Annotated in this window: 24 protein-coding genes and 1 tRNA gene; 17 read left to right on the top strand and 8 right to left on the bottom strand. The window is 41.1% G+C overall.

Annotation, left to right across the window (positions count from 1 at the left end):
- Positions 1-2 precede the first annotated feature (2 nt).
- From MOB01S_RS02595 to MOB01S_RS02610, 4 genes are all read left to right on the top strand, one after another.
- The gene (locus MOB01S_RS02595; RefSeq protein WP_066801161.1) at positions 3-653 is read left to right on the top strand and encodes a DUF4230 domain-containing protein; all 651 of its coding nucleotides are present in this window, start codon (positions 3-5) and stop codon (positions 651-653) included.
- Between the two features lie 322 nt (positions 654-975).
- Positions 976-2,112 (top strand): hypothetical protein, encoded by a 1,137-nt coding sequence (locus MOB01S_RS02600; protein ID WP_157073873.1) that lies wholly within the window; start codon positions 976-978, stop codon positions 2,110-2,112.
- Positions 2,113-2,222: 110 nt separating this feature from the next.
- Positions 2,223-2,747 carry a GTP-binding protein gene (locus tag MOB01S_RS02605; protein WP_066801167.1) on the top strand — a complete coding sequence of 175 codons (525 nt, stop codon included), beginning with the start codon at positions 2,223-2,225 and terminating at the stop codon, positions 2,745-2,747.
- Between the two features lie 88 nt (positions 2,748-2,835).
- Entirely contained in the window at positions 2,836-3,270 is a 435-nt protein-coding gene (locus MOB01S_RS02610; protein ID WP_066801170.1) for a roadblock/LC7 domain-containing protein, read from the top strand.
- A gap of 61 nt (positions 3,271-3,331) precedes the next feature.
- Here MOB01S_RS02610 and MOB01S_RS02615 read toward each other — a convergent pair whose 3' ends face one another.
- Positions 3,332-4,510 (bottom strand): acyl-CoA desaturase, encoded by a 1,179-nt coding sequence (locus MOB01S_RS02615; protein WP_066801173.1) that lies wholly within the window; start codon positions 4,508-4,510, stop codon positions 3,332-3,334.
- Positions 4,511-4,773: 263 nt separating this feature from the next.
- On the opposite strand from MOB01S_RS02615, the gene MOB01S_RS02620 reads away from it, so the two are divergent.
- Entirely contained in the window at positions 4,774-5,400 is a 627-nt protein-coding gene (locus MOB01S_RS02620; RefSeq protein WP_066801177.1) for a TetR/AcrR family transcriptional regulator, read from the top strand.
- A gap of 111 nt (positions 5,401-5,511) precedes the next feature.
- Here the strand turns inward: MOB01S_RS02620 and MOB01S_RS02625 are convergent, their stop codons facing one another.
- Positions 5,512-7,179, bottom strand: a complete 1,668-nt coding sequence (locus MOB01S_RS02625) for an electron transfer flavoprotein-ubiquinone oxidoreductase (protein WP_066801195.1) — start codon at positions 7,177-7,179, stop codon at positions 5,512-5,514.
- A 252-nt stretch (positions 7,180-7,431) separates the two neighbouring features.
- Here MOB01S_RS02625 and MOB01S_RS02630 point away from each other — a divergent pair, with 252 nt between their 5' ends.
- The 5 genes from MOB01S_RS02630 to gloA all read left to right on the top strand — a co-directional run bounded on the left by MOB01S_RS02630 (position 7,432) and on the right by gloA (position 11,211).
- Positions 7,432-8,034, top strand: coding sequence for a DUF1285 domain-containing protein (locus tag MOB01S_RS02630; RefSeq protein WP_157073874.1), 603 nt, complete (start codon positions 7,432-7,434; stop codon positions 8,032-8,034).
- 216 nt (positions 8,035-8,250) lie between these two features.
- Complete coding sequence (gene fdxA / locus MOB01S_RS02635) at positions 8,251-8,574, top strand: ferredoxin FdxA (protein WP_066801197.1); 324 nt, start codon at positions 8,251-8,253, stop codon at positions 8,572-8,574.
- Between the two features lie 18 nt (positions 8,575-8,592).
- On the top strand, positions 8,593-9,792 hold the full coding sequence (gene lpxB / locus MOB01S_RS02640) for a lipid-A-disaccharide synthase (RefSeq protein ID WP_439646414.1): 1,200 nt from the start codon (positions 8,593-8,595) through the stop codon (positions 9,790-9,792).
- 108 nt (positions 9,793-9,900) lie between these two features.
- Positions 9,901-10,611 carry a TetR family transcriptional regulator gene (locus tag MOB01S_RS02645; RefSeq protein WP_066801201.1) on the top strand — a complete coding sequence of 237 codons (711 nt, stop codon included), beginning with the start codon at positions 9,901-9,903 and terminating at the stop codon, positions 10,609-10,611.
- A 69-nt stretch (positions 10,612-10,680) separates the two neighbouring features.
- Complete coding sequence (gene gloA, locus MOB01S_RS02650; RefSeq protein ID WP_066801204.1) at positions 10,681-11,211, top strand: lactoylglutathione lyase; 531 nt, start codon at positions 10,681-10,683, stop codon at positions 11,209-11,211.
- A 52-nt stretch (positions 11,212-11,263) separates the two neighbouring features.
- Here the strand turns inward: gloA and MOB01S_RS02655 are convergent.
- Positions 11,264-11,340 (bottom strand) — tRNA-Arg (locus MOB01S_RS02655).
- 231 nt (positions 11,341-11,571) lie between these two features.
- Here MOB01S_RS02655 and MOB01S_RS02660 point away from each other — a divergent pair.
- From MOB01S_RS02660 to queF, 5 genes are all read left to right on the top strand, one after another.
- Positions 11,572-12,003 carry a c-type cytochrome gene (locus tag MOB01S_RS02660; RefSeq protein ID WP_439646415.1) on the top strand — a complete coding sequence of 144 codons (432 nt, stop codon included), beginning with the start codon at positions 11,572-11,574 and terminating at the stop codon, positions 12,001-12,003.
- A gap of 93 nt (positions 12,004-12,096) precedes the next feature.
- Complete coding sequence (locus MOB01S_RS02665) at positions 12,097-12,786, top strand: metallophosphoesterase family protein (RefSeq protein ID WP_066801206.1); 690 nt, start codon at positions 12,097-12,099, stop codon at positions 12,784-12,786.
- 89 nt (positions 12,787-12,875) lie between these two features.
- Positions 12,876-13,868, top strand: coding sequence for an ABC transporter ATP-binding protein (locus MOB01S_RS02670; protein ID WP_066801414.1), 993 nt, complete (start codon positions 12,876-12,878; stop codon positions 13,866-13,868).
- Positions 13,861-14,631, top strand: coding sequence for an ABC transporter permease (locus MOB01S_RS02675; protein WP_066801209.1), 771 nt, complete (start codon positions 13,861-13,863; stop codon positions 14,629-14,631). Before MOB01S_RS02670 ends, MOB01S_RS02675 begins: the two co-directional genes overlap by 8 nt.
- A 20-nt stretch (positions 14,632-14,651) precedes the next feature.
- Positions 14,652-15,509, top strand: coding sequence for an NADPH-dependent 7-cyano-7-deazaguanine reductase QueF (gene queF / locus MOB01S_RS02680; RefSeq protein WP_066801211.1), 858 nt, complete (start codon positions 14,652-14,654; stop codon positions 15,507-15,509).
- Positions 15,510-15,522: 13 nt separating this feature from the next.
- Here the strand turns inward: queF and MOB01S_RS02685 are convergent, their stop codons facing one another.
- From MOB01S_RS02685 to rapA, 5 genes are read right to left on the bottom strand one after another with little or no spacing between them, the layout of a single operon-like run.
- The gene (locus MOB01S_RS02685; RefSeq protein ID WP_066801213.1) at positions 15,523-16,845 is read right to left on the bottom strand and encodes a sensor histidine kinase; all 1,323 of its coding nucleotides are present in this window, start codon (positions 16,843-16,845) and stop codon (positions 15,523-15,525) included.
- Positions 16,838-17,497 (bottom strand): response regulator transcription factor, encoded by a 660-nt coding sequence (locus MOB01S_RS02690; protein WP_066801215.1) that lies wholly within the window; start codon positions 17,495-17,497, stop codon positions 16,838-16,840. Before MOB01S_RS02690 ends, MOB01S_RS02685 begins: the two co-directional genes overlap by 8 nt.
- Before the next feature lie 5 nt (positions 17,498-17,502).
- Entirely contained in the window at positions 17,503-18,345 is an 843-nt protein-coding gene (gene murI, locus MOB01S_RS02695) for a glutamate racemase (protein WP_084349587.1), read from the bottom strand.
- Between the two features lie 24 nt (positions 18,346-18,369).
- Complete coding sequence (locus MOB01S_RS02700; protein WP_066801217.1) at positions 18,370-18,726, bottom strand: 5-carboxymethyl-2-hydroxymuconate Delta-isomerase; 357 nt, start codon at positions 18,724-18,726, stop codon at positions 18,370-18,372.
- Between the two features lie 19 nt (positions 18,727-18,745).
- Complete coding sequence (gene rapA / locus MOB01S_RS02705) at positions 18,746-21,598, bottom strand: RNA polymerase-associated protein RapA (protein ID WP_066801224.1); 2,853 nt, start codon at positions 21,596-21,598, stop codon at positions 18,746-18,748.
- Between the two features lie 120 nt (positions 21,599-21,718).
- Between rapA and cysM the strand changes: the two genes are divergently transcribed.
- A complete protein-coding gene (cysM, locus tag MOB01S_RS02710) occupies positions 21,719-22,606 on the top strand; it encodes a cysteine synthase CysM (RefSeq protein WP_066801226.1) in 888 nt (295 codons plus the stop codon).
- A gap of 125 nt (positions 22,607-22,731) precedes the next feature.
- Positions 22,732-24,288, top strand: coding sequence for a DMP19 family protein (locus tag MOB01S_RS02715; RefSeq protein ID WP_066801228.1), 1,557 nt, complete (start codon positions 22,732-22,734; stop codon positions 24,286-24,288).
- Positions 24,289-24,350: the final 62 nt, after the last annotated feature.

Consider the following 24,350-nt stretch of genomic DNA (forward strand, 5'->3'; position numbering starts at 1 on the left):
TGATGACAAAAACACCCAAAAGAAAATACAGCAAATTAACACTCATTGCCATCACCATTTTTATGGCGATGACGGTGATTTTGACTGCCATTTTTACGGTCAAACTGACCAAAAAACAAGCTGTTTCTGCCATCAGTCGTGAGGGGGTAGTAACAGATGTTCAAAAAATGGCAAAGCTAACCACTGCAAGTTTTGGGGTGGATACAGTCATTACCGCCCAAAAAGAGGGAACTTGGTACAAACTTTGGCAGGACGAACAAAAGGGGCTTTTTATCGCCAAAGGACGTGTTTTGGCAGGTGTGGATTTATCCAAAGTAACGGCTAATGACGTTGATGTTCATTATCCCAAAGAGCCAAACACGCCTGTTGAAGTGTATATCAAATTGCCCAAGTCAGAGATTTTTGAAGTGTTTTTGGACGACATTCAGGTCTATGACTGGCAGACAGGGCTGTTTGGTGTGGTGGCGGGCGACCCGCAGATTTTGGCACAGGCTCAAATATCTGCCAAAAACGAAGTGCTAAAAAAGGCATGCCAAGGCGACATCATGACTCTTGCCAAAGACAGTGCAACCGAACAAATAAAACATCTATTTGGCTTAACCAAAGGAGTAAATGTAACGGTTGAAATGACAGCGGGAGAATGCCATTTGTAAAATGAATGCCAATATCCATAAAATTATTGTTGGATTTATTGGAGATGGTTTCATCATATTAAATTGCCATATTATTACAAATAATCATGATAAAAGGTATGGTTGTTTTTGTGAATATGGTTTACAATATGGGTTTGGACGTGTTGTTTAAAACAACTGGGCGTAATACTTAGTGGATGAGTGTAAACTCTATCAGTGAGGATAATACGTCATGTCTTTTGTGTTATCTAACCAAATATTGTTGGGTTGGGATTTTATTGATATGTTTGTGGTTTTATCCAGATGATTTTGGATAATGATTAACAAGGGTGGTTAAAAAATCATGAGTATGAATAATGGCAAAAAAATCATGCGAATTGCCATGATTGGGGTTAGTCCTGCCGACCAAGTTACGTTTAAGGGTTATTTGCGAGTATTACTTCGTTTGGATGTTGAGCTTGAATGGGCGAAGTCTGTGAGTGGTACGATTGATTTGTTTGTGATTAATGATGAGTTTCGTAATTCAAGCAGTGTCATCAATGCCATAGAACAGCACAAAGAATCTGCCTTATTATATGTGGCGAAAAATACGACAGGTTTGGAGGGTAAGCTGATTGGCAATCTTCTAACCTTGCCTCTAAAACAGATTCGCTTGCTTCATGATTGGCTTCTTGCCAATGTAGATGTGTTAAAAGAAGGGGTGTTGCCACATACTTCTACCAACGATACGCAACACAAAACCCCAATTAAACAAACCACACTGACACAGCCTCAACCTCGTCCTATATCAGACACTCGTGTTGACCAAACTAAGACGGTGGATAACAGTTTTAATGATGTGATTGATTTGATTACCATGCTTCACAAACGCCATGATTCGTTTTGTGAATTACTCCAAGATGGTGAAGTGATTGCTATTTTAAATCCAAGCACACAACAGCTTTGGCAAAAAAATACCAAACCCAAAGCATCTAATGGTTGGCGACTTCGTTTGGTGCAAGGCTCTATGAACCTTGACCCCAAACACGCAGTGGACATGAATCAATGGATTTGGAACGTAATTTGGGAACACGCAGGCAACCTTGTGCGATTGGTTAATAGCACCAACACCTATCAGCTTCGTGCATGGGTCAAACCCAATGATATGAACCGCCGTGAACTGCTTCGTATCATGACTATTATGGAAAAAGAAGCTGTAACTTTGACACAGATTTCTACCAAAGCCAACGTATCCATGTCCATTGCCCAAAAAGCAGTAGCGGGCTTTTTGGTGGCAGGATTTTTACAAGATACCAACTATCGCAATATCAAGGTGTATACGGTTAATACCACCCCTGATAAAGCACCAGTGGTTACAAACACACAAGAAACTGTCAAACCGCAACCTACCGAACCTGACAAACCCCAGCCTGCACCAAGTGCTGAACAAGAAGAAAAACTGGGATTTTTGGCAAGATTACGGCGTAAGTTGGGTATATGATTGATTGCCAAGAATGATGATTCTTGGCAATGTTACAACAACGAGATAATTTTGGTGGAGTTTGTCAAACACCAAATTTGTGGTATTAATACATAAGGTAACATAATTTTATGCAACGTTTAAAAATTGTATTTAGTGGTCCTATGGGGGCAGGAAAAACACAAGCGATTTCAAGTTTGTCAGACATTCCTGTCGTCTCAACCGAAGTGAAAAACACTGACCTTGACACCAACAGCAAACTGCTAACAACGGTAGGTATGGATTATGGTGAGTTAACTATTGAAGGGGGTGCAAGCATTGGTCTGTATGGCACTCCCGGTCAAGAGCGTTTTAATTTCATCTGGCCTATTTTGTCGCAAGGGGCGTTGGGTGTGGTGATTTTAATAGACCATTCGGCAGCTGACCCTGTTGCGGATTTGAAAAATTATCTACAAAAATTCAATGACATTTATGGTGGTCGTATCGTGGTGGGTGTCAGCCAAGTGGACAAAATGCCAGAACGCCCAATGTCGCTATATCGTGATTATTTGTCAAGCATTAACTCAAACATTCCGTTATTTCCAGTAGACATGCGTAAACGTGAAGACGTGCTACTGTTGGTTGAGAGCATCATCACTTCGCTTGAACAATCATGATAATCTACCCAACAAAACATAAATAACGTGAAAAATATGATGAGTTGGTTTACAATAAACTCATAAACATCAAAAAGTAGAGAGTAGTATGAATAGTCCCTTTAAATTGGATTCAAATCGCATCAAGCCTGCTGAGCAGTTTGTGGCGATTTCTAAGGATGTGTTACATGAATTGGTACATGCTACCGCAGGCGTGGATGGCGTGTTGTTGGCATCGTCAGATGGTTTTGAGGTCAGTTCTATTTTTCAAAAAAACTATGATGGCAACAAATTATCGGCGGTAGGCTCGTCCATTTTGGCACTCGTGCAAGCCTTGACGAGTGAAGCTCAACTAACTGGTTGTCGCTCAGTGATTTTGGACGCCGAAAACGGCAAAATCATGATTAGTGCTGTTCCTAACAAACATCAACCTATGATTATTATTGTTGTAACACGTCAGCAGGTACTTTTGGGTCAAATCATGCACGCCATGAACAAGGGTGTGATGCGACTTATAGAGATGGATGCCCAATATCACGGCTAACATCATCAAACTTCAAACCATAAAAAATCCCCTCATTTGGGGATTTTTTTGTTGGGTGTGATTAGGTGGTTTTGCCTTTGAATTGTAGTAGGGCTTTTTCAATACGCTCGCTGTGGGCTAGGATTTTTTGCTCTACTTGGGCAAATTGCTCTTTGAGTTTTTCGTCTGCTTCGTGCAAACGACTGGCAAACTCGGTGCGTTTTAATTCGATGGATTTGGCTTTTAGGGCGTGCCATTCCTCAACTGTTTTGGTAAACTCATCATATTCGGCACTGATACGTTCTTTAAAAGCAAGCATACGTTCGTCCAGACTCATCGCATTACCATTGGCTAATTTTTGGGCACGTTTAAATTGCATGGTAACTTCGGCATGCTTGATGGTCAAATCGTCTACTGTTTTTAGTTCTTTGGCAAGTCCGATTTTGGATAGCCCTGCGATGAACCATTTGGTAGGGTCATATTGCCACCATTTGACGCCATTGCGATAGTCGTATTGGAAATAGTGGTGGTAGTTGTGATAACCCTCACCCCATGTCAATAGTGCCAAAATGGGGTTATCACGGGCAGTATTATCATCAGTATATGGGCGTGTACCAAACATATGGCACAGTGAATTAATGAAAAATGTGAAATGGTGTGTCAAAACCAGACGTAACAGACCTGCCATTAAAAATGTGCCAAGCATATCACCTGTAATCAAGCCTGCCAAACCGACAAAAATCAGGTTGCTAAGCACCACCCAAAAACCATAATAATCGTGCTGGATTTGGAGGATTTTGTCTTTTTTAAGGTCAGGAATATTTTTGTAATCGTACTGACCGCTTGGATATTTGTGCAACATCCAGTCAATATGACTAAACCAAAAGCCACGTTTTGAAGAGTAGGGGTCATCGTATTCATCGTCTACATGGCGATGATGAACACGGTGTCCAGAACACCAGTCAAATGCCGAGCTTTGCACTGCTAGCGTCGCCCCAATGAGTAAAAAATATTTGACAATTGGGTGAGCTTCATAGGATTTGTGAGCAAACAGACGATGATAGCCTGCGGTGATAGACATGCCTGTCCAAGTCATAAAGAAGGCGAATGCAAGCCAAACCGAAAAACTTAGGTCGTGTGTCCACAGATACCAAGGTACTAAAATTAGAGCAAGTAAAGGCGTGGATAGCAACACAATGGCAGGTATCCAGTTGATGGGCGGGTTTTCAAAATCTTTGGGGTCATGTTTGGTGGCAGTCATGTGAAGGTCCTATGTTGCCAAAAGAAAATAAGTATATTTTAGTATTTTACCCCAAAATGATAAAAATGTGAACGCATATACACGATAAATTATATTAATTTTTTAAATCATAAAATAAAGTTTGGATAAATTATTCAATATATAAGTGCTTATTGTGTTATTTTTTTAATTTTGATAAAATGACTGGTAAGTCATTTGTGCGATTTTTCTTAAAAACAGCCTCTGATGTTCATGCACCCCTATTTTTATGATAAGGAAATGTCATGTCAAACAGCCGTAAAACACAATTTTATCTTAGAGAACAGCAGATTTTACGCACTGCCGAGCAGTTGTTGTTAGAATCTGGTGAGTATGATTTGACCTTAGATGAGTTGGCAAGGCATTTGGATGTGGCAAAAGGTACGCTTTATAAGCATTTTAAAAGCAAAGATGAGCTACTAGTTAGGATTTTGATAGAATACGAAAAACGTATGTACTTAACCAACCAAATAGATGATGGGGCTTCGGCAGGAGTGGTACGCATGGTATTGCAACAACTGCTTAGACCACAGCGTGCCATGATGTTTAATCATTTAGAAGAAAAACTAACTTCCACCAAATCTGGGCTAAATGCCTTGTTTTCCGAACTTTATCGCATTCGCCGTGAACGCATGAAATGCCTGTATGGGATTGCCAAGCGGTATTTGGTTGAACAAAACAGCACCATGCCCACACACGAATATTTGTCTAGCATTTGGGCGGTGGGGCAGGGTGGTTCTGGACTTTTAAATTCAAGTTTTTACCAAAGATATTTGGGTAGTCGAGAAGAGTTGATACGAGCGTGGGTGCATCAAATGCTTCTGTTACCGAAACTTTACTCATCAAAATATACCCATCAAACCCAAATTTAGTACAGATTTGAGTAAATTGCAATTACATTCATAAAAATCAAATACTTACATAAATTTGAGATTGGCATCACCTAAATAAAAACCAAGCCTGATGACTTGGTTTTTTTTGATTTACATATTGGGGTAGTTAGGACCGCCGCCACCTTCGGGCGTAATCCAAGTGATGTTTTGGGCAGGGTCTTTGATGTCGCAAGTTTTGCAATGTAGGCAGTTTTGGCTATTGATGACAAATCTTGCTTTGCCTTTGACTTCTTTGTCTTCAACCACCTCATACACGCCTGCTGGACAGTATAGGCGAGCAGGTTCGGCATATAGTGGTAAATTGGTATTGATTGGGACGTTGGGGTCGGTCAGCACCAGATGGCACGGCTGATCTTCGGCGTGGTTGGTATTAGAGATGAACACGCTAGATAATTTATCAAAGGTGAGTTTTCCATCTGGTTTGGGGTAGTCAGGTTTATAGGCGTGGTCAGCTTTATCAAGCTGTTTATAGTCAGGGACGTTATCGTGAACGGTAAAGGGAATTTTACCCAAAATGTTTTGTTCAACAAAAGTAAATGCACCTCCCATGAGCGTCCCCATACGGTGCATGGCAGGCGAGAAGTTACGAGCTTGATAAGCATCTTCAAAGAGCCATGAATTTTCAAAGGTGGTTTGGTATTCGGTGACTTCATCATGCTGACGACCTGCTTGAATGGCTTTAAAAATACTCTCACCAGCCAGCATACCTGACTTCATGGCGGTATGTGTGCCTTTGATTTTGGCAGGGTTTAAAAAGCCTGCATCATCACCCACCAGTACGCCTCCTGCAAAGGTAAGTTTGGGTAGGGCATTGAGACCACCTTTGACCAAAGCCCTTGCCCCATAAGATAGACGAGTGCCACCTTCTAAGATGGGGCGGATAAGGGGGTGGAGTTTGAGACGTTGAAGTTCATCAAAGGGCGATAGGTGGGGGTTTGAGTAAGACAAATCCACCACTAAGCCAAAGCTTACTTGGTTGTTTTCACCAAAGTAAAGCCACCAACCCCCTGTTGCCCCTGTGTCGTTCAAAGGGTAACCAGAGCCGTGCATGACCACGCCTTCTTCGTGTTGGTTGGCAGGAATTTCCCACAACTCTTTTAAGCCAATGCCATAATGTTGAGGGTCTTTGTCTTTATCAAGGTGAAAACGGCTAATCAGACGTTTGCCCAGATGTCCACGACAACCTTCGGCAAAGACGGTGTATTTGGCAAGCAAATCATAACCTGCCTCAAATGATGGTTTGGCTTCGCCTTTGGCATTGATGCCCATGTCGCCTGTTTGTACGCCACGTACCGAGCCATCGGTATTATATAGAATCTCACTGGCGGTGAAGTTGGGAAATAGCATCACGCCCAAATTTTCGGCTTGTTCGGCAAGCCAGCGCACAACATTACCAAGCGAGACGATGTAATTGCCATCATTGTGCATGGTTTTTGGGACGATGGCATGAGGAAGTTGTACGGTGCGATTGGCACTAGGCAGTACATAGACACGGTCTTCTTTTGCCTTGACTGTGATGGGAGCATTCATGTTTTTCCAGTCGGGGAATAGCTCATCTAACGCCCGAGTCTCAATGACTGCCCCAGAGAGAGTGTGAGCTCCGAACTCCGAGCCTTTTTCAAGGACACAGACCATGAACTCGTCCAGCCCTGCGTCATTGGCAAGTTGTTTTAGGCGAATGGCGGTTGATAAACCTGACACGCCACCACCAACAATGACGACATCAAATTCCATAGATTCTCGTTCTATGTGTTGCATAAATTTTCCTTTGGCTAACAATTAATGTTTGTCAAAAAACATTCATTGAATAATTGGCTGATTTAAAATACCCTATATTTTACCAATATTCCTAAAATTTAGACAAGTAAATTATGATGGATACGTTTGTAAAATCCATGTTGGTACAATCGTACAAATCATTATATTTGGTGTTGCGACATTTTTTATTTGCTTTTTTGGTGAATTTTGGGCAAAATCACATTGATTAATGTACGGATAAATGGGGTAATCATGTGTCATGATATTTTAAAAAATAATTGTAAAAACAATGGTTTAAATGAATTTTTGGTGTCTTTGGTGGGTGAGCGAAAAATCCCACCACTAGACAAATGGTCGCCAACAACAGTTGTGCCATTTGACATCATTATCAAAGATGATGGTGATTGGTATCATGAGGGGGTGAAAATGACTAGGCAGTCATTGGTGGATTTGTTCGCCAGTGTTTTGTGGGCAGAAGGTGAGGGTGAGCAAAAATGCCATTTTTTAAAAACTCCCACTGACAAATACCAAATCACGGTGGTAGACGTGCCACTATTTATCAATCAGGTAGATAAAATCATAGAAAATGGTGATGAGTGGATAGTATTTACCACCACACACGGTGATAAGATAGTGCTTGATGATAACCTCATGTATTTTAAAGAATTTATTCGTGATGATGTCTGTGAAAGGAGACTGTATATTGATACAAGGTTTAATTTAACAGCACGCATTAACCGCAATGTTTTTTATCATTTGGTGGCATTGGGCAAGCTTGATGAGGTTGATAATCAAGTTATTTTGACATTAAGAAGTGGCGGACGTATTCATCATTTGGTGGATAATTTGGAATAAGAATAAATTAAAAAAATAAGTAGGAATTATTATCAATATTTACTCTTTTTTGCTGTTTTTGAATAAATATTTTCTATTTTTCTTTAATAAAACCACTCCTAAGATTTGAGAAAAAATGTCAAACAAGCTACAATATGCACCGTTATTTTTATTTTAAAATCTGTGATTTGAATAAAATCCAGTATTTACTTAACAACCATTTAGCAAGGTGTTTTTATGACATTTGTTGTAACTGATAATTGCATTTTGTGCAAATATACTGATTGCGTTGAAGTTTGTCCTGTAGATTGCTTTTATGAAGGTCCAAACTTTTTGGTTATTAATCCTGATGAGTGTATTGATTGTGCGTTGTGTGAGCCTGAATGTCCTGCCAATGCTATTTTTAGTGAAGATGAAATTCCAGCAGGTCAAGAAGAGTTTATCAAGCTCAACGAGGAGTTGTCGCAGTCTTGGGCGAATATTACCGAGAAAAAAGATGCCATGATAGACCACAAAAAATGGGATGGTGTCGCTGGCAAAATCCAGTACTTAGAACGTTAATTTTATCAGTTTATGATGTTGGATACTACCAAGCCCCTAACCATTGGCATAGTCGCAGGAGAAGTCTCTGGCGATATGTTGGGGGCGGATTTTATGGCAAAAATGAATGCCTTGCACCCAAACATTACATGGGTGGGGGTTGGTGGCGTTGCCATGCAAAAGCAGGGGTTGTCGTCCACTATTGACATGGGTCGCCTGTCGGTCATGGGTTTGGTGGAAGTGTTGAAGCATTTGCCTGATTTGCTTTGTGCCAAGCGTGAGATTTTGGAGGTGTTTTTTGCCCAAAAAATAGACATTTTTGTGGGGATTGATGCTCCTGATTTTAACTTACGATTGGGCAAAGTGTTAAGGCGGACAGGTGTATTTTGTGTGCAGTATGTCAGCCCTAGCGTTTGGGCATGGCGTGAAAACCGCATTCACAACATCAAAGAATCTACTGATTTGGTGCTGTGTCTATTTCCTTTTGAGCTTGATGTTTATGTACGCCATCGCCACCCTGCGGTATGTGTGGGACATCCTTTGCTTGACAAATTGCACGCCGACAAACGTCCACGCCGTGATGTTATCGCAGAGTTTGAAAGGCGGTTTGGTGTATCTTTGACTGATGTGCCTGTGTGTGTCATGGCAGGGTCTCGCCATTCTGAGATTGGTGCGATTTTGCCACTTTTGATTGACAGCATGGCACTGCTTCACAAACAAGGTAAGTTTACATTTGTACTTCCTGTGGTGAGTGCTGACCATGCTATCCTTGTCAAATCCATGATAACAAGCCAAGCACCACATCTACTCAATCATTGCCACGTCATTGATGGTCAAACCTATCCTAGCGATGAATGGACGATAAGTCAGCACGCCATGAATGCTTGTGAGTTGGTGCTGTTGGCGTCTGGGACGGCAACGTTGGAGGCTCTACTATTGCACCGTCCAATGGTCGTGGTTTATAAGGTCAATACCATGACCTATGCCATTGCCAAACGCCTTGTCAAAATTCCCTATGTCAGCTTGCCCAATATTTTATCCAATCATCAAATCCGCCAAGCCATTGTTCCTGAGCTTATCCAAGACAACGCCACACCACAGGCGGTAGTGAGCCATGCCATGAATTTGCTGAATTCACTCAACCAAGAAAAACTCATCTTTACCACACAAAAACTGCGTGAAGATAGCCATACAAATCCCGCCCAAGCGGTTTTGATGGCATATTCTCAAAATAAGTGAACAAATTTTTATAAATAAGAACAATTCGCTTGCTAATTTAGCAATATTTTTGCATAATAAGTAGTTAATCGGCAAATTTGTGCCACATATTTTTTTAAGGTTGTTGTAATGACAGAAAATATAGAAAAACCTCTTACTCGTGAACAAAAAAAACGCCAAACCCGCCAAGCCTTTTATCAAGCGGTGCTTGACTTGTGTATGCTCGGGCAGGGCTTTGGTTCTATTAGCTTACGCCAAGTGACTCGTGAAGTGGGTGTTGTGCCAACGGCATTTTATCGTCATTTTGCTAGCATGGAAGAGTTGGGTCGCTCGCTTGTTGAGGAGTTGCTGGGCGATGCGTTGGCTACCTTGCGTGGGCATATGCAGTTTGGACACAAACGCACACACGAACGACAAATTGCCAAAAGTGTACACTTATTCTTTAAAGCGGTTGATGCTCAGCCCCATTATTGGCAGTTTATCGCCAGTGAGCGTTTTGGGGGTTCAGAGGCTGTGCGTCATGCCATTGGTGAACAAATCAAAACTTTTGCCAATGTCATGAGTGAAGATTTGGCACTACAACCTGCCTTTGCTCATGTGAGTGCCGAAGATCGTTATCTGTTGGCTGAAATGGGTGTAAATTTGAGTTTTTCTTGGATTATTGATTGGCTTGATTTGACTTATACACCTGATTTGGGTGATGAAGAAAACCCAGAGCAGGTCAATCTCAATTTAGAACAAGCCAAACAAGCCATGCTCTACCACTGCACTCGTCAAATGCAAATGCTCCTATATGGTGCATATAACTGGAAATCTACCGAAGAGACAGTGGTTGAATAATCGGTAAATATCCCCATATCACAGACGTGTCAGCGTGCTGACGCGTCTTTTTTGTTTTAAGGAAGTATTATGACTATTGCTCAACCTGCCAATGCACTCACCGCAAATGGCGTCAAAGATATTCCTGCCGTGTCCGAAGGCTTTACCTTTAACCATACCATGCTTCGTATCAAAGACCCTGTCAAATCACTTGAATTTTATACAGGTGTGCTAGGCATGACTTTACTTCGCCACAGCCAGTTTCCTGAGGCGAAGTTTGATTTGTATTTTTTGGCAAAACTCACCGCCGAAGAGCGTGCCAATCTGCCAGCGACCGCTGATTTGAGTGCTTATGTATCTGCCCAGCGTGGTATTTTAGAGTTGACGCATAACTATGGTACAGAGAATGACTCTAATTTTAGCTATCACAATGGTAATAGCGACCCACGTGGCTTTGGGCATATTTGTTTTGCTGTGCCAGACCTTGCTGAAGCGGTAGCTTGGTTTGATAAAAACAATGTGGTTTTTCAAAAGCGTCCAGAAGATGGTAGCATGAAAGACATCGCCTTTATCAAAGACCCTGATGGCTATTGGGTTGAGATTATTGAATTGAAGGCTTAAAGATAAAAAACGCCCATGTAGATTGTGTGGGCGTTTTTTAATCTTTGGAGTGTGGCGCACCTGGCGGGAATTGAACCCACGACCTTTGGCTTCGGAGGCCAACACTCTATCCAACTGAGCTACAGGTGCAGATAATAGATAATCGGCTAATTCTACCAAGTTTTTACAAAAATTACCACCTGTTTATTGCTATTGTAAAAAATTTTTATAAAAATTTGACTGATTGCATAAAAAACATGGCAATTTACCCCATTTTTCCCTTATAATAGTGGGGTAAACTATCCAACCCAGAGCATATGCTCAAGGCTAAAATGAGATGATGACATGAAAAAAATTGCTACGTTGTCTTTTGCCCTATTTATGGCAATGATTGGAACAACCAACGTTCACGCCAAAAGTACCGAAGTCATTCCCGAAGACAGTGCCCAAGTCAAAAAATTGCTCGCAATCCACAAAGATTTGGTAGCTCGTATCACCCCTTATGGCAAAGTTTGCTTTGATGGTGAAGAATGTGACATCAATATCACCGTTCTTGCTCCTGCGGTAGAGGGCGTGGCACGTCCGGGCGATCAGCTTTATAAGGCGATTTGTTCAACTTGTCATGACTCAGGTTTGTTAGGTGCTCCAAAGGTTGGTACGGCTGATTGGACGCCACGTATCGCCAAAGGTAAGGCAACTTTGTATGACCATGCCATCAACGGTTTTAACGCCATGCCAGCTCGTGGTGGTGCAGACATCTCTGATGATGAAGTGAAAAATGCGGTTGATTATATCCTAAGTCAAGCCAAATAAAACACATTCTTATCATAAATGGCTTAGGTGGGAAACCACTTAGGCTATTTGTTGTTTTTTATTTTTAGATATATCTACTTATTAAGAATAATCATGACAAGAGTTTTTGCTATTGGAGACATTCATGGCAGTTATGATGCACTGACTACGCTACTTGATGGCATAAAACCCACCAAAAATGATACCCTGATTTTTTTGGGTGATTATGTCAATCGTGGCAAAAATAGTAAAGGTGTGTTGGATATTTTAATGAACTTGCCCAATATTTGCCAAACGGTATTCATTATGGGAAATCATGAGTTAATCATGCTTAGTGGTTTAAAATATCAAGAGGATTTTAATTTTTGGCTTAGGGTGGGAGGCGATAAAACGTTGCAATCTTTTGGTTTATTGCCTTTGCGTTCTGAATGCTGGCATTTGCCATTTTCTTATGTGTCATTTTTAAAAAATACCAAAGATTATTATGAAATAGATCAATTCATCTTTTGTCATGCTTCTATTTATTCTCATTTACCTTTGGATAAACAAGATGATTATGCTCTAAGGTGGCGTAAATTAGAAAATAACCACACGGGTCATATTTCTGGCAAAACCATTATTTGTGGACATACCGAACAACGAAATGGTCAAGTGTTATTTCAAAATGGCATTATCTGTATTGATACATGGGCATATGGTGATGGTTGTTTGACGGCATTGGAATTAAATGATAAAAAACTCTATCAGGCTGATAATAAAGGGTATTTTTATATGACTGATGTAAGTGATTTTTTTAACCATTAATTTAGGTAAACCAAGCCATTGAAAAAGTGAATTTTTCTTTTGATTATTTACCCCAATTTAATAATAAATACGACATCAAAAAAGCACTCATGACTACACCAGCTTTAAAAATATCCAACCTTAAAAAAACATATCCTAATGGATTTACTGCCCTAAAAGGCGTGGATTTGACCGTACCACAAGGCGAATTTTTTGCTCTTTTGGGAGCAAATGGGGCAGGCAAATCTACAATGATTGGAATTATCAGCTCACTTTTCCCCCAAACAGATGGTAAGGTGGAGATTTTTGGTGTGGATTTGCAACAAAATCCTAGCCTTGCCAAATCACATTTGGGTGTCGTTCCCCAAGAATTTAATTTTAACCAATTTGAAAACTGCTTTGATATTTTAATCACCCAAGCAGGTTATTATGGCATAAAAAAATCAGATGCCATTGGACGAGCTGAATTTTTGTTAAAAGAATTGGGACTTTGGGAGAAGCGTTTTAATAAATCTCGTTCGCTGTCTGGGGGTATGAAAAGACGGCTAATGATTGCTCGTGCTTTAATGCACCGTCCTCGCCTATTGATATTGGACGAACCCACCGCAGGTGTAGATATTGAATTACGCCGTTCTATGTGGGATTTTATGAAAGAGATTAACAAACAAGAAGGCACGACCATTATTTTAACCACCCATTATTTAGAAGAAGCGGAGCAGTTGTGCAAATATATCGCCATATTAAATCATGGTGAGATTTTGATTAATACAGACATGAAATCTCTATTGACTCAACTGTCATTAGAGACTTTTGTTTTTGATTTAAAAGATGAATTAAATACATTGCCGACATTTAAAAATATCGTCCAAGCAAGATTGGCCGATGATAAAACATTGGAAATTACATTAAATAAAGAGCAAAATCTAAATCATGTATTTTGTCAATTCCATGAGTTGAATATTGAAATTGTGAGTATGAGAAATAAAAATAATCGTTTAGAAGAATTATTTATGGGGGTGGTGGATAGTCATTTTTACAATACAAAAATGAATGGTGAGATAAAAAATAACAACAATTCAAGTCATGGGGAAAGTTATGAATAATCAACTAACTGCTTTTAATACTCTATTATTTAAAGAGATTAAACGTATTTTACGTATTTGGCCCCAGACTTTGTTGCCTCCTGTTATTACCATGACGCTGTATTTTGTGATATTTGGTCAAATGATTGGTTCTCGTGTCGGTGAAATGGGTGGGGTGAGCTATATGCAGTTTATTGTGCCGGGTTTGATTATGATGTCGGTGATTACTAACAGTTATTCTAATGTGGTTTCGTCATTTTTTAGCACCAAATTTCATGGCAGTATTGATGAGTTTTTGGTATCGCCCATTTCCAAACATACGATATTACTAGGTTATGTGGCAGGTGGGGTATTTCGTGGGCTTGCGATTGCACTTATTGTGAGTATGGTGGCGTTATTTTTTACCCAATTATCAATCAGCCATTTTGGTATTATGGTATTAACCATTTTTGGTACATCTGTATTATTTTCATTGGGCGGTTTTATCAATGCTATTTTTGCACGTTCATTTGATGATATTTCTATTGTCCCTAGCTTTATTTTAACACCATTGACTTATTTGGGTGGCGTGTTTTATTCTTTGGAAAATTTATCACCTTTTTGGCAAAATCTATCATTACTAAATCCGATTGTTTATATGGTTAATGCCTTTCGTTATGGCATTTTGGGGCATTCTGATGTCAATGTTGGTTATTCATTATTGGCAATTTTAATTTTTTGTGTGATTTTTTATGGCGTTGCTTATCAGTTGTTAAAAGATGGTAGACGCATTCGTATTTCTTAATTGATAAAAGAGTAGATATTATGAGTATTCATGGTGTGCTGGGAGAGAATACAATCTATCCAAAAACTTATGACCCTAGTATTTTATATCCCATTTCACGCATGAAGGGGCGAGATGAGATTTTAAAAGATACGGGATTTGATTTTTGTGCATTTGGCGATGAATTAAAAAACGGTATGGATATGTGGCAAGCCTTTGAGATTTCTTGGTTAAATCCCATTGGTGTTTCACAAGTGGCAATGGGGCGTTTTTATATACCAGCCACTTCACCAAATATCGTAGAATCCAAATCCTTAAAATTGTATCTTAATAGCCTAAATTTTAGTAAATTTAAAAACACCCAAGAAGTGGCATATGTTATTAAAAATGATTTGTCCAAGTGTGTGGGTGCCGATGTGGGCGTGGAAATTATTGGTTTAGATGATACTAAGTTAAATATCGTCAAGCCGATAGGTATTTGTATTGATGGCGTTTTGGATAATTTGGTTGATGAGATTATCTTGACCGATGATATTGATGGTACTTTTTTAAAAAATGCCCGACAAGGAGAATTAAGACAATACCAATTTTACAGTAATTTGTTGCGTTCAAATTGCCCTGTTACCAATCAGCCTGATTGGGGTACAATACAGATTGATATGACTGGTGTATATGAATTAAATTATGGTGATTTTTTAAAATACATTTTATCATTTAGGCAACATAATGGATTTCATGAGCAATGTGTAGAGCGAATATTTGCTGATTTGATGATACATTTTAAACCAACTTCTTTAAAAGTACTTGCTAATTATACCAGACGTGGAGGGATTGATATTAATCCTATACGAGTGTTTTGTGCTAATGTTGATAGAATTGACAGAGTGATAAGACAATAAACTCATTTTCAAATCAAAATACTAAATTCACCGCCAATCCGCCCAGCACCGATTTGGCAAAATACATATCCACATGAGCCTGCTCACAGACTGCTCTGACCATAGCTAGCCCAAGCCCTGTACCGTTGCTGTCGCTTGTGTCGGAGCGGTTGCTGTCGGATAGACGTACAAATGGCTCAAAGACTTTTTGATAATCGCTAGGAGCAATGCCTTGACCACTGTCATGGATTTGTAGGATTTTTTTGGATTTGGGAGAATTGTTGCCCTGACCGATGACGGGTGTTGCTCCTGCTGGGAGTTTTTGCCCAAGAGAAATGCTGATGTTGCCACCTGTTTGGGTGTAGAGCGTGGCATTTTGGAGTAGGTTTTTGATGAGTTGTAGCAGAGGGGTAGGTGCGACATTGACCACAAAATCCGCCTCTATGTCCGTGTCAATCGTGATGTGTTTGTCGTGAATGATGGGTAGTAAAAATCCTACCGCATCTTTGATGGCATTCGCCATGCTTGTGGGTGTATCGCTTATGGTGCTGGCATTTAGACGAGCAAGTGTTAGAAGTTCGTCAATGAGTTTTTGATTCTTGGCGATGGTGTCGGTCAGTTTGGCAAGTCCTGTTTTGATTTTGTCCAAATCGGTTTGATTGTGAAGGCGTTGTACTTGCAAAGAAATGGCAGTCAAAGGCGAACGTAGTTCGTGTGATGCGTCAGCGATAAAGCGTTTTTGGGTATCTATGTCGTGTTTGGCTTTGTCTAAAAGCCCATTCATGGCAATGGCAAAGGGTAGGATTTCTTTGGGGAAATGATTCAAATCAAGAGGGGATAAATCGTGTGGTTGGCGATGACTGATGGCTTTGGTGGTCTGTCTCACAGGGCGAAAACACCACCAAATCATGAGTGGTAGCACCAACATCAACATCACACTCACCACCAATATCGGCAGTAGAGAGTGCATGGCGGAGATGGTTGCCAGTTCGTTTTGTCCGTCTAGGGGTTGGCGAATGATGATGCTTTTGCCATTATCTATAAGATGATAGAGATAAAAATGCTCGCCGTCTATCGTGCGACTGCTAAAACCTGCGGGAATGGCGTTTAGTTCGTGATTGGGTGTGGTAAATACATCAATCCAAAGACCACTTTCATCACTTACTTGATAATAGCTTTGTGGTTTGATGTCCATTTCGGATAAAGCGATTGCCATGTTTTCTAAATATTCATCAAACAGCTCACGGCTTTGGTGATGACTGCCAAAAAACGCCAACACGCCTGAGATGATGGCGGTCATGATGAGTGTGGCGGTGGTGGTGGTAACAATACGAGCAAGTAGAGAGCGGTTATTCATGGCTTAGATACCAACCCAGACCACGCATATTTTTAATGGTGTTTTGTCCGATTTTTTTGCGTAAACCATAAATCAAAAATTCTACCGCATTGCTCTCAACCTCCATGCCAAATCCATATAGGCGGTCTTCAAGGTCGGCTTTGGATAGTACTTTGTCAGGGTGGGTCATAAAAGACAAAAGTAGCGTGTATTCTTTGGCGGTTAGGTTTAGTGGGGCATTGTCCAACAAAGCACGTTTTTTGGTGGTGTCTAGGGAGAGTTTGCCAAATGTCAAAAGATTGTCTGCCTTGCCCTGCCCACGCCTGATGAGTACTCGCATTCGGGCAAATACTTCACCCAAATCAAAAGGTTTGATGACATAATCATCCGCCCCAGCGTCCAATCCTTGTATGCGTGCCGACACTTCATCTCTGGCGGTCAAAATAAGCACAGGTACGTTATTGCCCTCTGTGCGTAATGTACGTAGCACTGTCATGCCATCTACTTTTGGTAAGCCTAAATCTAAAAGCACCATGTCATAAGGCTGGGCATGTAGGGCGGTGAGTGCCTGCGAGCCGTCTTTTACCCAATCTACTGTATAAGCCTCGTCTGTCAAGGCTTCGGCAAAAACCTCACCAATCATTTTATCATCTTCAACCAGTAACACACGCATTAACTTTATTCCGTTTCTTGCCAAAAAATTGGTTCAACCGTCTCATTTATCAAACCATAAATGGTTGCCAGCAGTTCATCGTCAAGACGAGTGGCGTAAAGCTGGGTAGGTATGGTATTTGGGGTGTTGTTTGCGATACCAAATAGAGTAAGGAGGGATTGTACTCGTTTGGCAATGGCAACGCCAGAGTCAATCAAGTGGATATTTAGGTTGTTTTTTTTAATATATTCTTGTAAAAAATTTTTAAAAAATGGATAATGCGTACACCCAAGTACAATCACATCTATGTTGTTATTTGCCCATATTTGGGTTTGTTTGATGAGGAGATTGGCAACTTGGCTATCAATGGGCATACCATTTTCCACCCAAGGAACAAGAGTTGGTTCAAAATGTTTGTGAACGGTGATGTTTTTTGGGGTGGCAACATCATCAATGACTTCATTGAGCAGGCGACCATTTAGAGTGGCACGAGTAGCCAGTACAGCGATTTGGCAAGTTTGTGTCAACTCGCAGGCAGGTTTGACAGCAGGGACTAGTCCGACGATAGGGACGCTACAACGTTCACGCAGGACACTTAGGGCATAGGCAGAAGCACTGTTACAGGCAATGACAATAAGTTTACAACCACGTTTGCACAGGCGTGCGACCGCTTGTAGGGTTAAGAGTAGGATTTCTTCGCCAGATTTGTTGCCGTAGGGGACGTTGGCGGTGTCAGCATAGTAGATAAAACGTTCGTTTGGCAAAGCCTGTTTTAGATGTAAATATACCGACAGTCCGCCCACCCCAGAGTCAAAAACACCAATGGGGGCGGTTTTATCGTTGGCAAAATCAGGATGCTGAGTAATCATCGGACATTCGTATCACACAATTCTTTATATAATCGCTTTTTGGTAATGGGGCGACAGTTCGGTGAGATTGACAGTGTATTGGACGTTTTGGTGGGTTTTGCCAATTGTTTTTTGTAGCACATTCATCACACGCTCCACCAAATCCGCCTTGATGTCATCAGTGCGACCTGCCATGATGGCTAGATGTGCCACCACAAAATGCTCACCATCACCTGCCCCAAGTCCTATCAAACTTCCATTGGCGTGATAAAGGCGAGTTTTGATGTCTTTGCTATGTTTAAACTGACCACTTTCAAATAGGGTGGTATTTAATTGTAGTAGCAAATCACCTTCATTGGCTATCTGTAAATTTTGGGAAAATTCTAAGGTTACATGGGGCATGGGTTGTCCTTTTTTTGGTTTAGTTGGGCTTGACCGCCACCAATACTCGGATACTGTCAGGTACAAGCGATAGATGAGCAAACGCAGAAATGCCTTCTTGTTTCATGTCGTGCAGTGCCTGAATTTCGTCATCACGGACATTGGGATTGATGGCTTGTAGACGAGTAAGGCGACTGATTTCTTTATCCAAATAGTCGCCAAATTGCATACTGGCACTTTGTCCAATGTCGGCAAGCTGTCCACCTGCTAGGGTTTTGGCTTGTTGGGCAAGCTCACTAATGATGGTTTGGCGTGCCTTGATAACTTGACGAGCTTTGGCTTTTTCTAGGCGTTCAATGAGTGGTAGTAGCTTGTCGGTGGTGGCAATGTTTGTCAAATCACTGCCATTTTCGGCAAGTAATACCCTGATGATTTGTTTGGGTAGATAAGCCGATAGGTTAAGATGAGCTGGGGCAACAACCTCCACCCTAAACTGACTTTCTACCATGAGCGTGCCTTGTGGTATGGCAGATGAACGTAATAAGGCAACTTGGGTGTTACCAAACGTGCCTGATTTTATCATCTCAATGATGGCACTGATGAATGGATGTTCTAAGGTCATGTAGGCAATGTCTTCACGCACCAGTGCCTGATGGCGATCAAAAGTGAGTGTCATGCCATTTTCGTCAATAGGCAAGTTCTCAACACCCGTCCCTTCGGTCTGACTGCCATCTATGGGGTGAATGACCCATGTACCATCTCTTTGTACGCTATAATCAAGCCCCACTGCATCTAGGTAGCTTTCCAAAAATCTAGGCAATAGTGGTGTGTCATCAAGCTCACGCATGGCATGACAGATACGTCCTGCCACACTAGGACGGCAAGAGTTGTATTCTAACAGGCGGTCTCGTCCGTTTTGGAGTTCGTTTTCCAAATCAATCCGTAAGGCGGTCGCTTGGGCGACAAGTTTGGCAAATTCATCAACTGTGCCTTGCCCTTCAAGTAGGGGTTTTAATTCACCGATAAAATGTTCTTGGACGGTTTGGGCGGTGGGGCTGATGTGGTTAAAGATGTTGAGAGCGTGGTCATACCAGTGATACAGGCGTTCTTGGGCAGTGCCAACCACAAAGGGGACGTGTAGGGTGATTTGCCCTGTTTGACCGATACGATCAAGCCGTCCGATACGTTGCTCTAAGGTGTCAGGATTGGCAGGCAAATCAAACAAAATAAGGTCTTGGGCAAATTGGAAGTTGCGTCCTTCTGAACCAATCTCTGAGCAAAGTAGGATTTGAGCACCATGTGTGTCAGCAAAGTAGGCGGCAGCTTGGTCTCTTTCTAGCAAATCCATTTGTTCGGTAAAAATGGCGGTTTTAATGCCAGCATGTAGGCGTAGCACAGCCTCTAAACTCTCAATCGTTGCTCCAGAGCGGGCGATGAGTAGGACTTTTTTGTGTTTTAGGTCATTTTTTAGAATGCTGATGAGCCAGTTGACTCGTGGGTCGGCTTCCAACCATGAACCGTCAGGAAAACGTTCCTCGCCCCACAGTTGTTCACGCAACTTACCGTTGGTATAGGGGGTGTTTTGCCATGCACTAGGTAACGGCAACGGATAAGGAATGGGACTTCTGCCAAAAAATCCCTGTACACTATCACGAGTATTTCTAAAAAGTACACGTCCCGTCCCATGACGGTCTAAAATTTCGTTTAATGCCATGTGGCGAGTGCGGTCGTTGTCGTTGATGTCAGAAAGTTTGTCTTCGTCAAGTCCGATAAGTCCTGCTATGGCACGGATTTGTTTTTCGCTTAAAAACTCGTTATCAATCAAGGTGGTGGCGACATTTGCAACATCACCAAAACTGTCTTGGCTTGCCAAAAAATCATCCAAATCATCAAAACGATGTGGGTCAAGCAAACGCAAACGTGCAAAATGACTCTCCATGCCAAGCTGTTCTGGCGTGGCGGTGAGCAATAGCACGCCTTTGATGATGTGAGCCAAACTCTCAATCAACTCATATTTGTCATTGCCACCCACATCGCTATCCCAAGCCAGATGATGAGCTTCGTCCACCACAAGCAGGTCAAAACCTGAGGCGTAGGCTTGTTCGTACAAATCAGCATGGTCAAGCAGTAAGTCAATGCTTGCGATGATGAGATGTTCGGTGTCAAAGACGTTTTGGTTGGGGTTATGCTCTTTGATAGAGGCGGTGCGTACAAGGTCAAAAATGGCAAAATCCAGATTAAAACGGCGTTTAAGTTCAATCATCCATTGGTATTGTAGACTGTCTGGCACTAGGATAAGCACACGTTTTGCCTTGCCTGTAATGAGCTGTTGGTGGACGATAAGTCCTGCTTCGATGGTTTTGCCAAGTCCAACCTCGTCTGCCAGTAGCACACGAGGGTGCATACGCTTGCCAACTTCATGGGCAATGTATAGCTGATGGTTGATGATGTCTACCCTTGCACCAATCAGACCACGCAGAGGCTGACGTGAATGAATGGCAGATAGTTTTAGTACGTCTTGGCGTAGGTTGTACCATTCGCTGTTCTCAATACGTCCAGCCAGTAGGCGTTCTAGGGGTTTGGCAAGCGTGATATTTGCCCCAAGTCGTGTCTCCATGAGGGTTTTGCCACAGGTGAGATGATATTTCATGACACCAGAGATTTCTTCGCAGTGCGAGACGATAAATTCGTTGCCGTCTTGGTCTTTGATGATATCGCCCACCCCAAACACGACCCGAGAGAGTAAGGCAGAGGCTTTGGCGTAGACACGAGTTTCTTGGCTTTGGGGAAATAAAATATGAACAGAGCGTTCATCCATGTCAATGATAACCCCAAGCCCAAGGTTACTTTCGGTGTCGGAGAGATAACGCTGACCGATGGCAAATTGATTCATGATTGACCTATTTTTATATATTTGTAAAAACCCTTTATTTTACTAAAATTTCATCAAATTAACATCTTTTTTTGATAAAATTATGAGTAAATCAACTTTTTAAAATTTAAAGGTATACACATGCAAACACTGGCTCATACGGTAGGTAATACACCCCTTGTTCGTCTTATGCGATTGGCAGATGATGTTAATGCTGATATTTTTGCCAAACTAGAAGGGAATAATCCAGCAGGCTCTGTCAAGGATCGCCCCGCCTTTAACATGATTAACGAAGCCCAAAAACGTGGGCAAATCCGTCAAGGCGACACGCTTATTGAGGCAACCTCTGGCAATACAGGCATCGCTTTGGCTATGGTTTCTGCCATGCTGGGTTATAAAATGACTCTCATCATGCCAAAAAACTCCACCCAAGAACGCAAAGATGCCATGCGTGCTTATGGAGCGACGTTGATAGAAGTGGAAAATATGGAGGTGGCACGAGATTTGGCAAGACAAATGCAATCGGACGGCAAGGGTGTGGTACTAGACCAATTCAACAACGATGATAACTGGAAGGCTCATTATCACGGCACCGCCCCTGAGATTTGGGAACAGACGGATGGCAAAATCACTCATTTTGTCAGCTCTATGGGAACGACAGGGACGATTATGGGGGTTTCTAAATTTTTAAAACAAAAAAATCCCGCCATTCAAATCATCGGTCTGCAACCGTCAGACGGCTCAAACATTGCAGGGATTCGCCGTTGGTCGCCTCAATATCTGCCCAAGATTTTTGATGATAAATACATTGACCAAATCATTGACATCAACCAACAAGATGCCGAAAACTATATGCGACATTTGGCACGCACCGAAGGGATTTTTTGTGGGGTGTCAAGCGGTGGGGCAGGTTTTGCCAGCTATCAAATCGCCAAAACCATCAAAGCAACTAACCCTCGTGCTGTCATCGTCTTTGTCGTCTGTGATAGAGGGGATAGATATTTGTCAACAGGGCTTTTTGGGGTATAATGTCATAAAAGCCCAAAAAGATTTGGTTGGGTTTATTTTTTTGATGAATGATTTTATGAGTAATGTCAATGCTACAAAAGCTGTTTTCTAAAATTTTTAATGCCAAGCCACATAAGGAGAAGCTGATGAGAGAAACAATCAATAAAACAATGAACGAAACCTTTATCAAACCTCGTACTTATAAAATGTCTTATTATCTACAAAATGATTGGTATTTTCACAATGCGGTATTCTTTTTCTTGAATAAAGAAATGGACGAAAAAGAGTATTTACCAAAATTACCCCCTGTGTTAAAAACCCTTTGCCTATTTCCACGAGTAGCAGGGCAAATTAGCAATGGTGGATTTAGCCAATTGTATTTTAATGGCTATGATGATGCAGTTAAAGGGTGCTTAGAAGGGTTATATGAAGTGGGGGCAAATAAAATGGCAGATATTTTACGCTTTACTTATGCCCAATATGTGATTAGTGATAATCGCCGTGAAGAGCTTGATTTTTCTAATTTTGCAGATTTTGATGAAATCAACCGTGTCATGCACCAAACTTATTCTAACTTTGACCAAAAAATGAGCCAAACTTATCAAGATTGGGGCATGGATTTAGAAGAAATGCAAAGATATGTCTGGCATCATGACAAAGCAGTTATGGCTCAAATTGTCGCTTATATTAAAGCCAATCCCAATCTTTATTTGGTTGATGAATATGGCAAGCCTTTTGATGAAAATTTTACAGGCGTTTATGAATATTATGATGACAAACAAGGCTATGTTTTAACCATGCAAAATGGTAAACCACACGGCACATTTAAAATGTTTGATTATACCACAGAGGGTTATTCTACCACCATTGATGACGTCGGTGAATTTGAACAGGGATTTTTGACAAAAAGGCAGTATAAATTGGTTTGGAATAAAGATGAAAACAAACCTTATACCCAATATTTTTATGAATATCATCGACAAGGCGATGATGTGATTACCACAGAGATAGAGTGTTTTAAAAATTCACAACAACCCAAAGAATTAAGTCATTATCTTAATGGTGATATTTGTGCGTGGGTTGGTGAGAGAAAGCATTGGCATGAAAATGGTCAGCTCAAAGAAGTTAGGATATATGAAAGACATAATAATAGTAGCAAAACACTCAACGTAAAAACTTATTATGAGAATGGGCAATTGGAGAGAGAATGGCGTGAAGATGATACTTGGGTGAGTTTTTATGATAATGGACAAAAAAAGCGTGAGCTTTTTGGTGTTGATGATGAAAAACACGACATTGCCAGATGGTGGCACGCAGATGGTTCATTGGCGGGTGAGACGGTATTGGACGAAAATGGAAAATTTGTCAAATATCATTGTTTTTATCCAAATGGTGTTAAAAGTATAGAATTTACTTTTGTCAAAGAAGGCTATAATGAGGATATTATTCCGCAGAATGCGTGGGACGAACAAGGCAATCAAATCATTAAAAACGGTACAGGGGTGATTGACCATTTGCCAATTACTGACTGTAAATGGGTGCATTTTTATGATAAAACAGTAGCATATCAAGACGGCTTAATGCACGGTAGATGTGTGCAGGGTCGTTTTGATGGTGGAAAAGAAGTGGTAGAATATGAGCATGGCAAGAAAATAAAAACACAGATTTTTGATAAAGAGGGCAATCTGACAGACAGTTGGTGATGTTTGTTGGACTTTCCACAAAACTTTGAATTTATAGTCAATTAAACCCAAAATGCACCACA

Source organism: Moraxella oblonga NBRC 102422 (assembly GCF_001598275.1).
Lineage (GTDB): Bacteria > Pseudomonadota > Gammaproteobacteria > Pseudomonadales > Moraxellaceae > Moraxella > Moraxella oblonga.

Coding starts and splice junctions, on each gene's coding strand:
- MOB01S_RS02670 (WP_066801414.1), top strand. CDS start 12,876: ATGACTACACCAGCTTTAAAAATATCCAACCTTAAAAAAACATATCCT.
- rapA (WP_066801224.1), bottom strand. CDS start 21,598: ATGAATCAATTTGCCATCGGTCAGCGTTATCTCTCCGACACCGAAAGT.
- MOB01S_RS02700 (WP_066801217.1), bottom strand. CDS start 18,726: ATGCCCCATGTAACCTTAGAATTTTCCCAAAATTTACAGATAGCCAAT.
- MOB01S_RS02660 (WP_439646415.1), top strand. CDS start 11,572: ATGGCAATGATTGGAACAACCAACGTTCACGCCAAAAGTACCGAAGTC.
- MOB01S_RS02630 (WP_157073874.1), top strand. CDS start 7,432: ATGTGTCATGATATTTTAAAAAATAATTGTAAAAACAATGGTTTAAAT.
- MOB01S_RS02605 (WP_066801167.1), top strand. CDS start 2,223: ATGCAACGTTTAAAAATTGTATTTAGTGGTCCTATGGGGGCAGGAAAA.
- MOB01S_RS02610 (WP_066801170.1), top strand. CDS start 2,836: ATGAATAGTCCCTTTAAATTGGATTCAAATCGCATCAAGCCTGCTGAG.
- MOB01S_RS02600 (WP_157073873.1), top strand. CDS start 976: ATGAGTATGAATAATGGCAAAAAAATCATGCGAATTGCCATGATTGGG.
- MOB01S_RS02620 (WP_066801177.1), top strand. CDS start 4,774: ATGTCAAACAGCCGTAAAACACAATTTTATCTTAGAGAACAGCAGATT.
- MOB01S_RS02715 (WP_066801228.1), top strand. CDS start 22,732: ATGAGAGAAACAATCAATAAAACAATGAACGAAACCTTTATCAAACCT.
- queF (WP_066801211.1), top strand. CDS start 14,652: ATGAGTATTCATGGTGTGCTGGGAGAGAATACAATCTATCCAAAAACT.
- MOB01S_RS02615 (WP_066801173.1), bottom strand. CDS start 4,510: ATGACTGCCACCAAACATGACCCCAAAGATTTTGAAAACCCGCCCATC.
- MOB01S_RS02690 (WP_066801215.1), bottom strand. CDS start 17,497: ATGCGTGTGTTACTGGTTGAAGATGATAAAATGATTGGTGAGGTTTTT.
- MOB01S_RS02675 (WP_066801209.1), top strand. CDS start 13,861: ATGAATAATCAACTAACTGCTTTTAATACTCTATTATTTAAAGAGATT.
- cysM (WP_066801226.1), top strand. CDS start 21,719: ATGCAAACACTGGCTCATACGGTAGGTAATACACCCCTTGTTCGTCTT.
- murI (WP_084349587.1), bottom strand. CDS start 18,345: ATGATTACTCAGCATCCTGATTTTGCCAACGATAAAACCGCCCCCATT.
- gloA (WP_066801204.1), top strand. CDS start 10,681: ATGACTATTGCTCAACCTGCCAATGCACTCACCGCAAATGGCGTCAAA.
- MOB01S_RS02685 (WP_066801213.1), bottom strand. CDS start 16,845: ATGAATAACCGCTCTCTACTTGCTCGTATTGTTACCACCACCACCGCC.
- MOB01S_RS02645 (WP_066801201.1), top strand. CDS start 9,901: ATGACAGAAAATATAGAAAAACCTCTTACTCGTGAACAAAAAAAACGC.
- fdxA (WP_066801197.1), top strand. CDS start 8,251: ATGACATTTGTTGTAACTGATAATTGCATTTTGTGCAAATATACTGAT.
- MOB01S_RS02665 (WP_066801206.1), top strand. CDS start 12,097: ATGACAAGAGTTTTTGCTATTGGAGACATTCATGGCAGTTATGATGCA.
- MOB01S_RS02625 (WP_066801195.1), bottom strand. CDS start 7,179: ATGCAACACATAGAACGAGAATCTATGGAATTTGATGTCGTCATTGTT.
- MOB01S_RS02595 (WP_066801161.1), top strand. CDS start 3: ATGACAAAAACACCCAAAAGAAAATACAGCAAATTAACACTCATTGCC.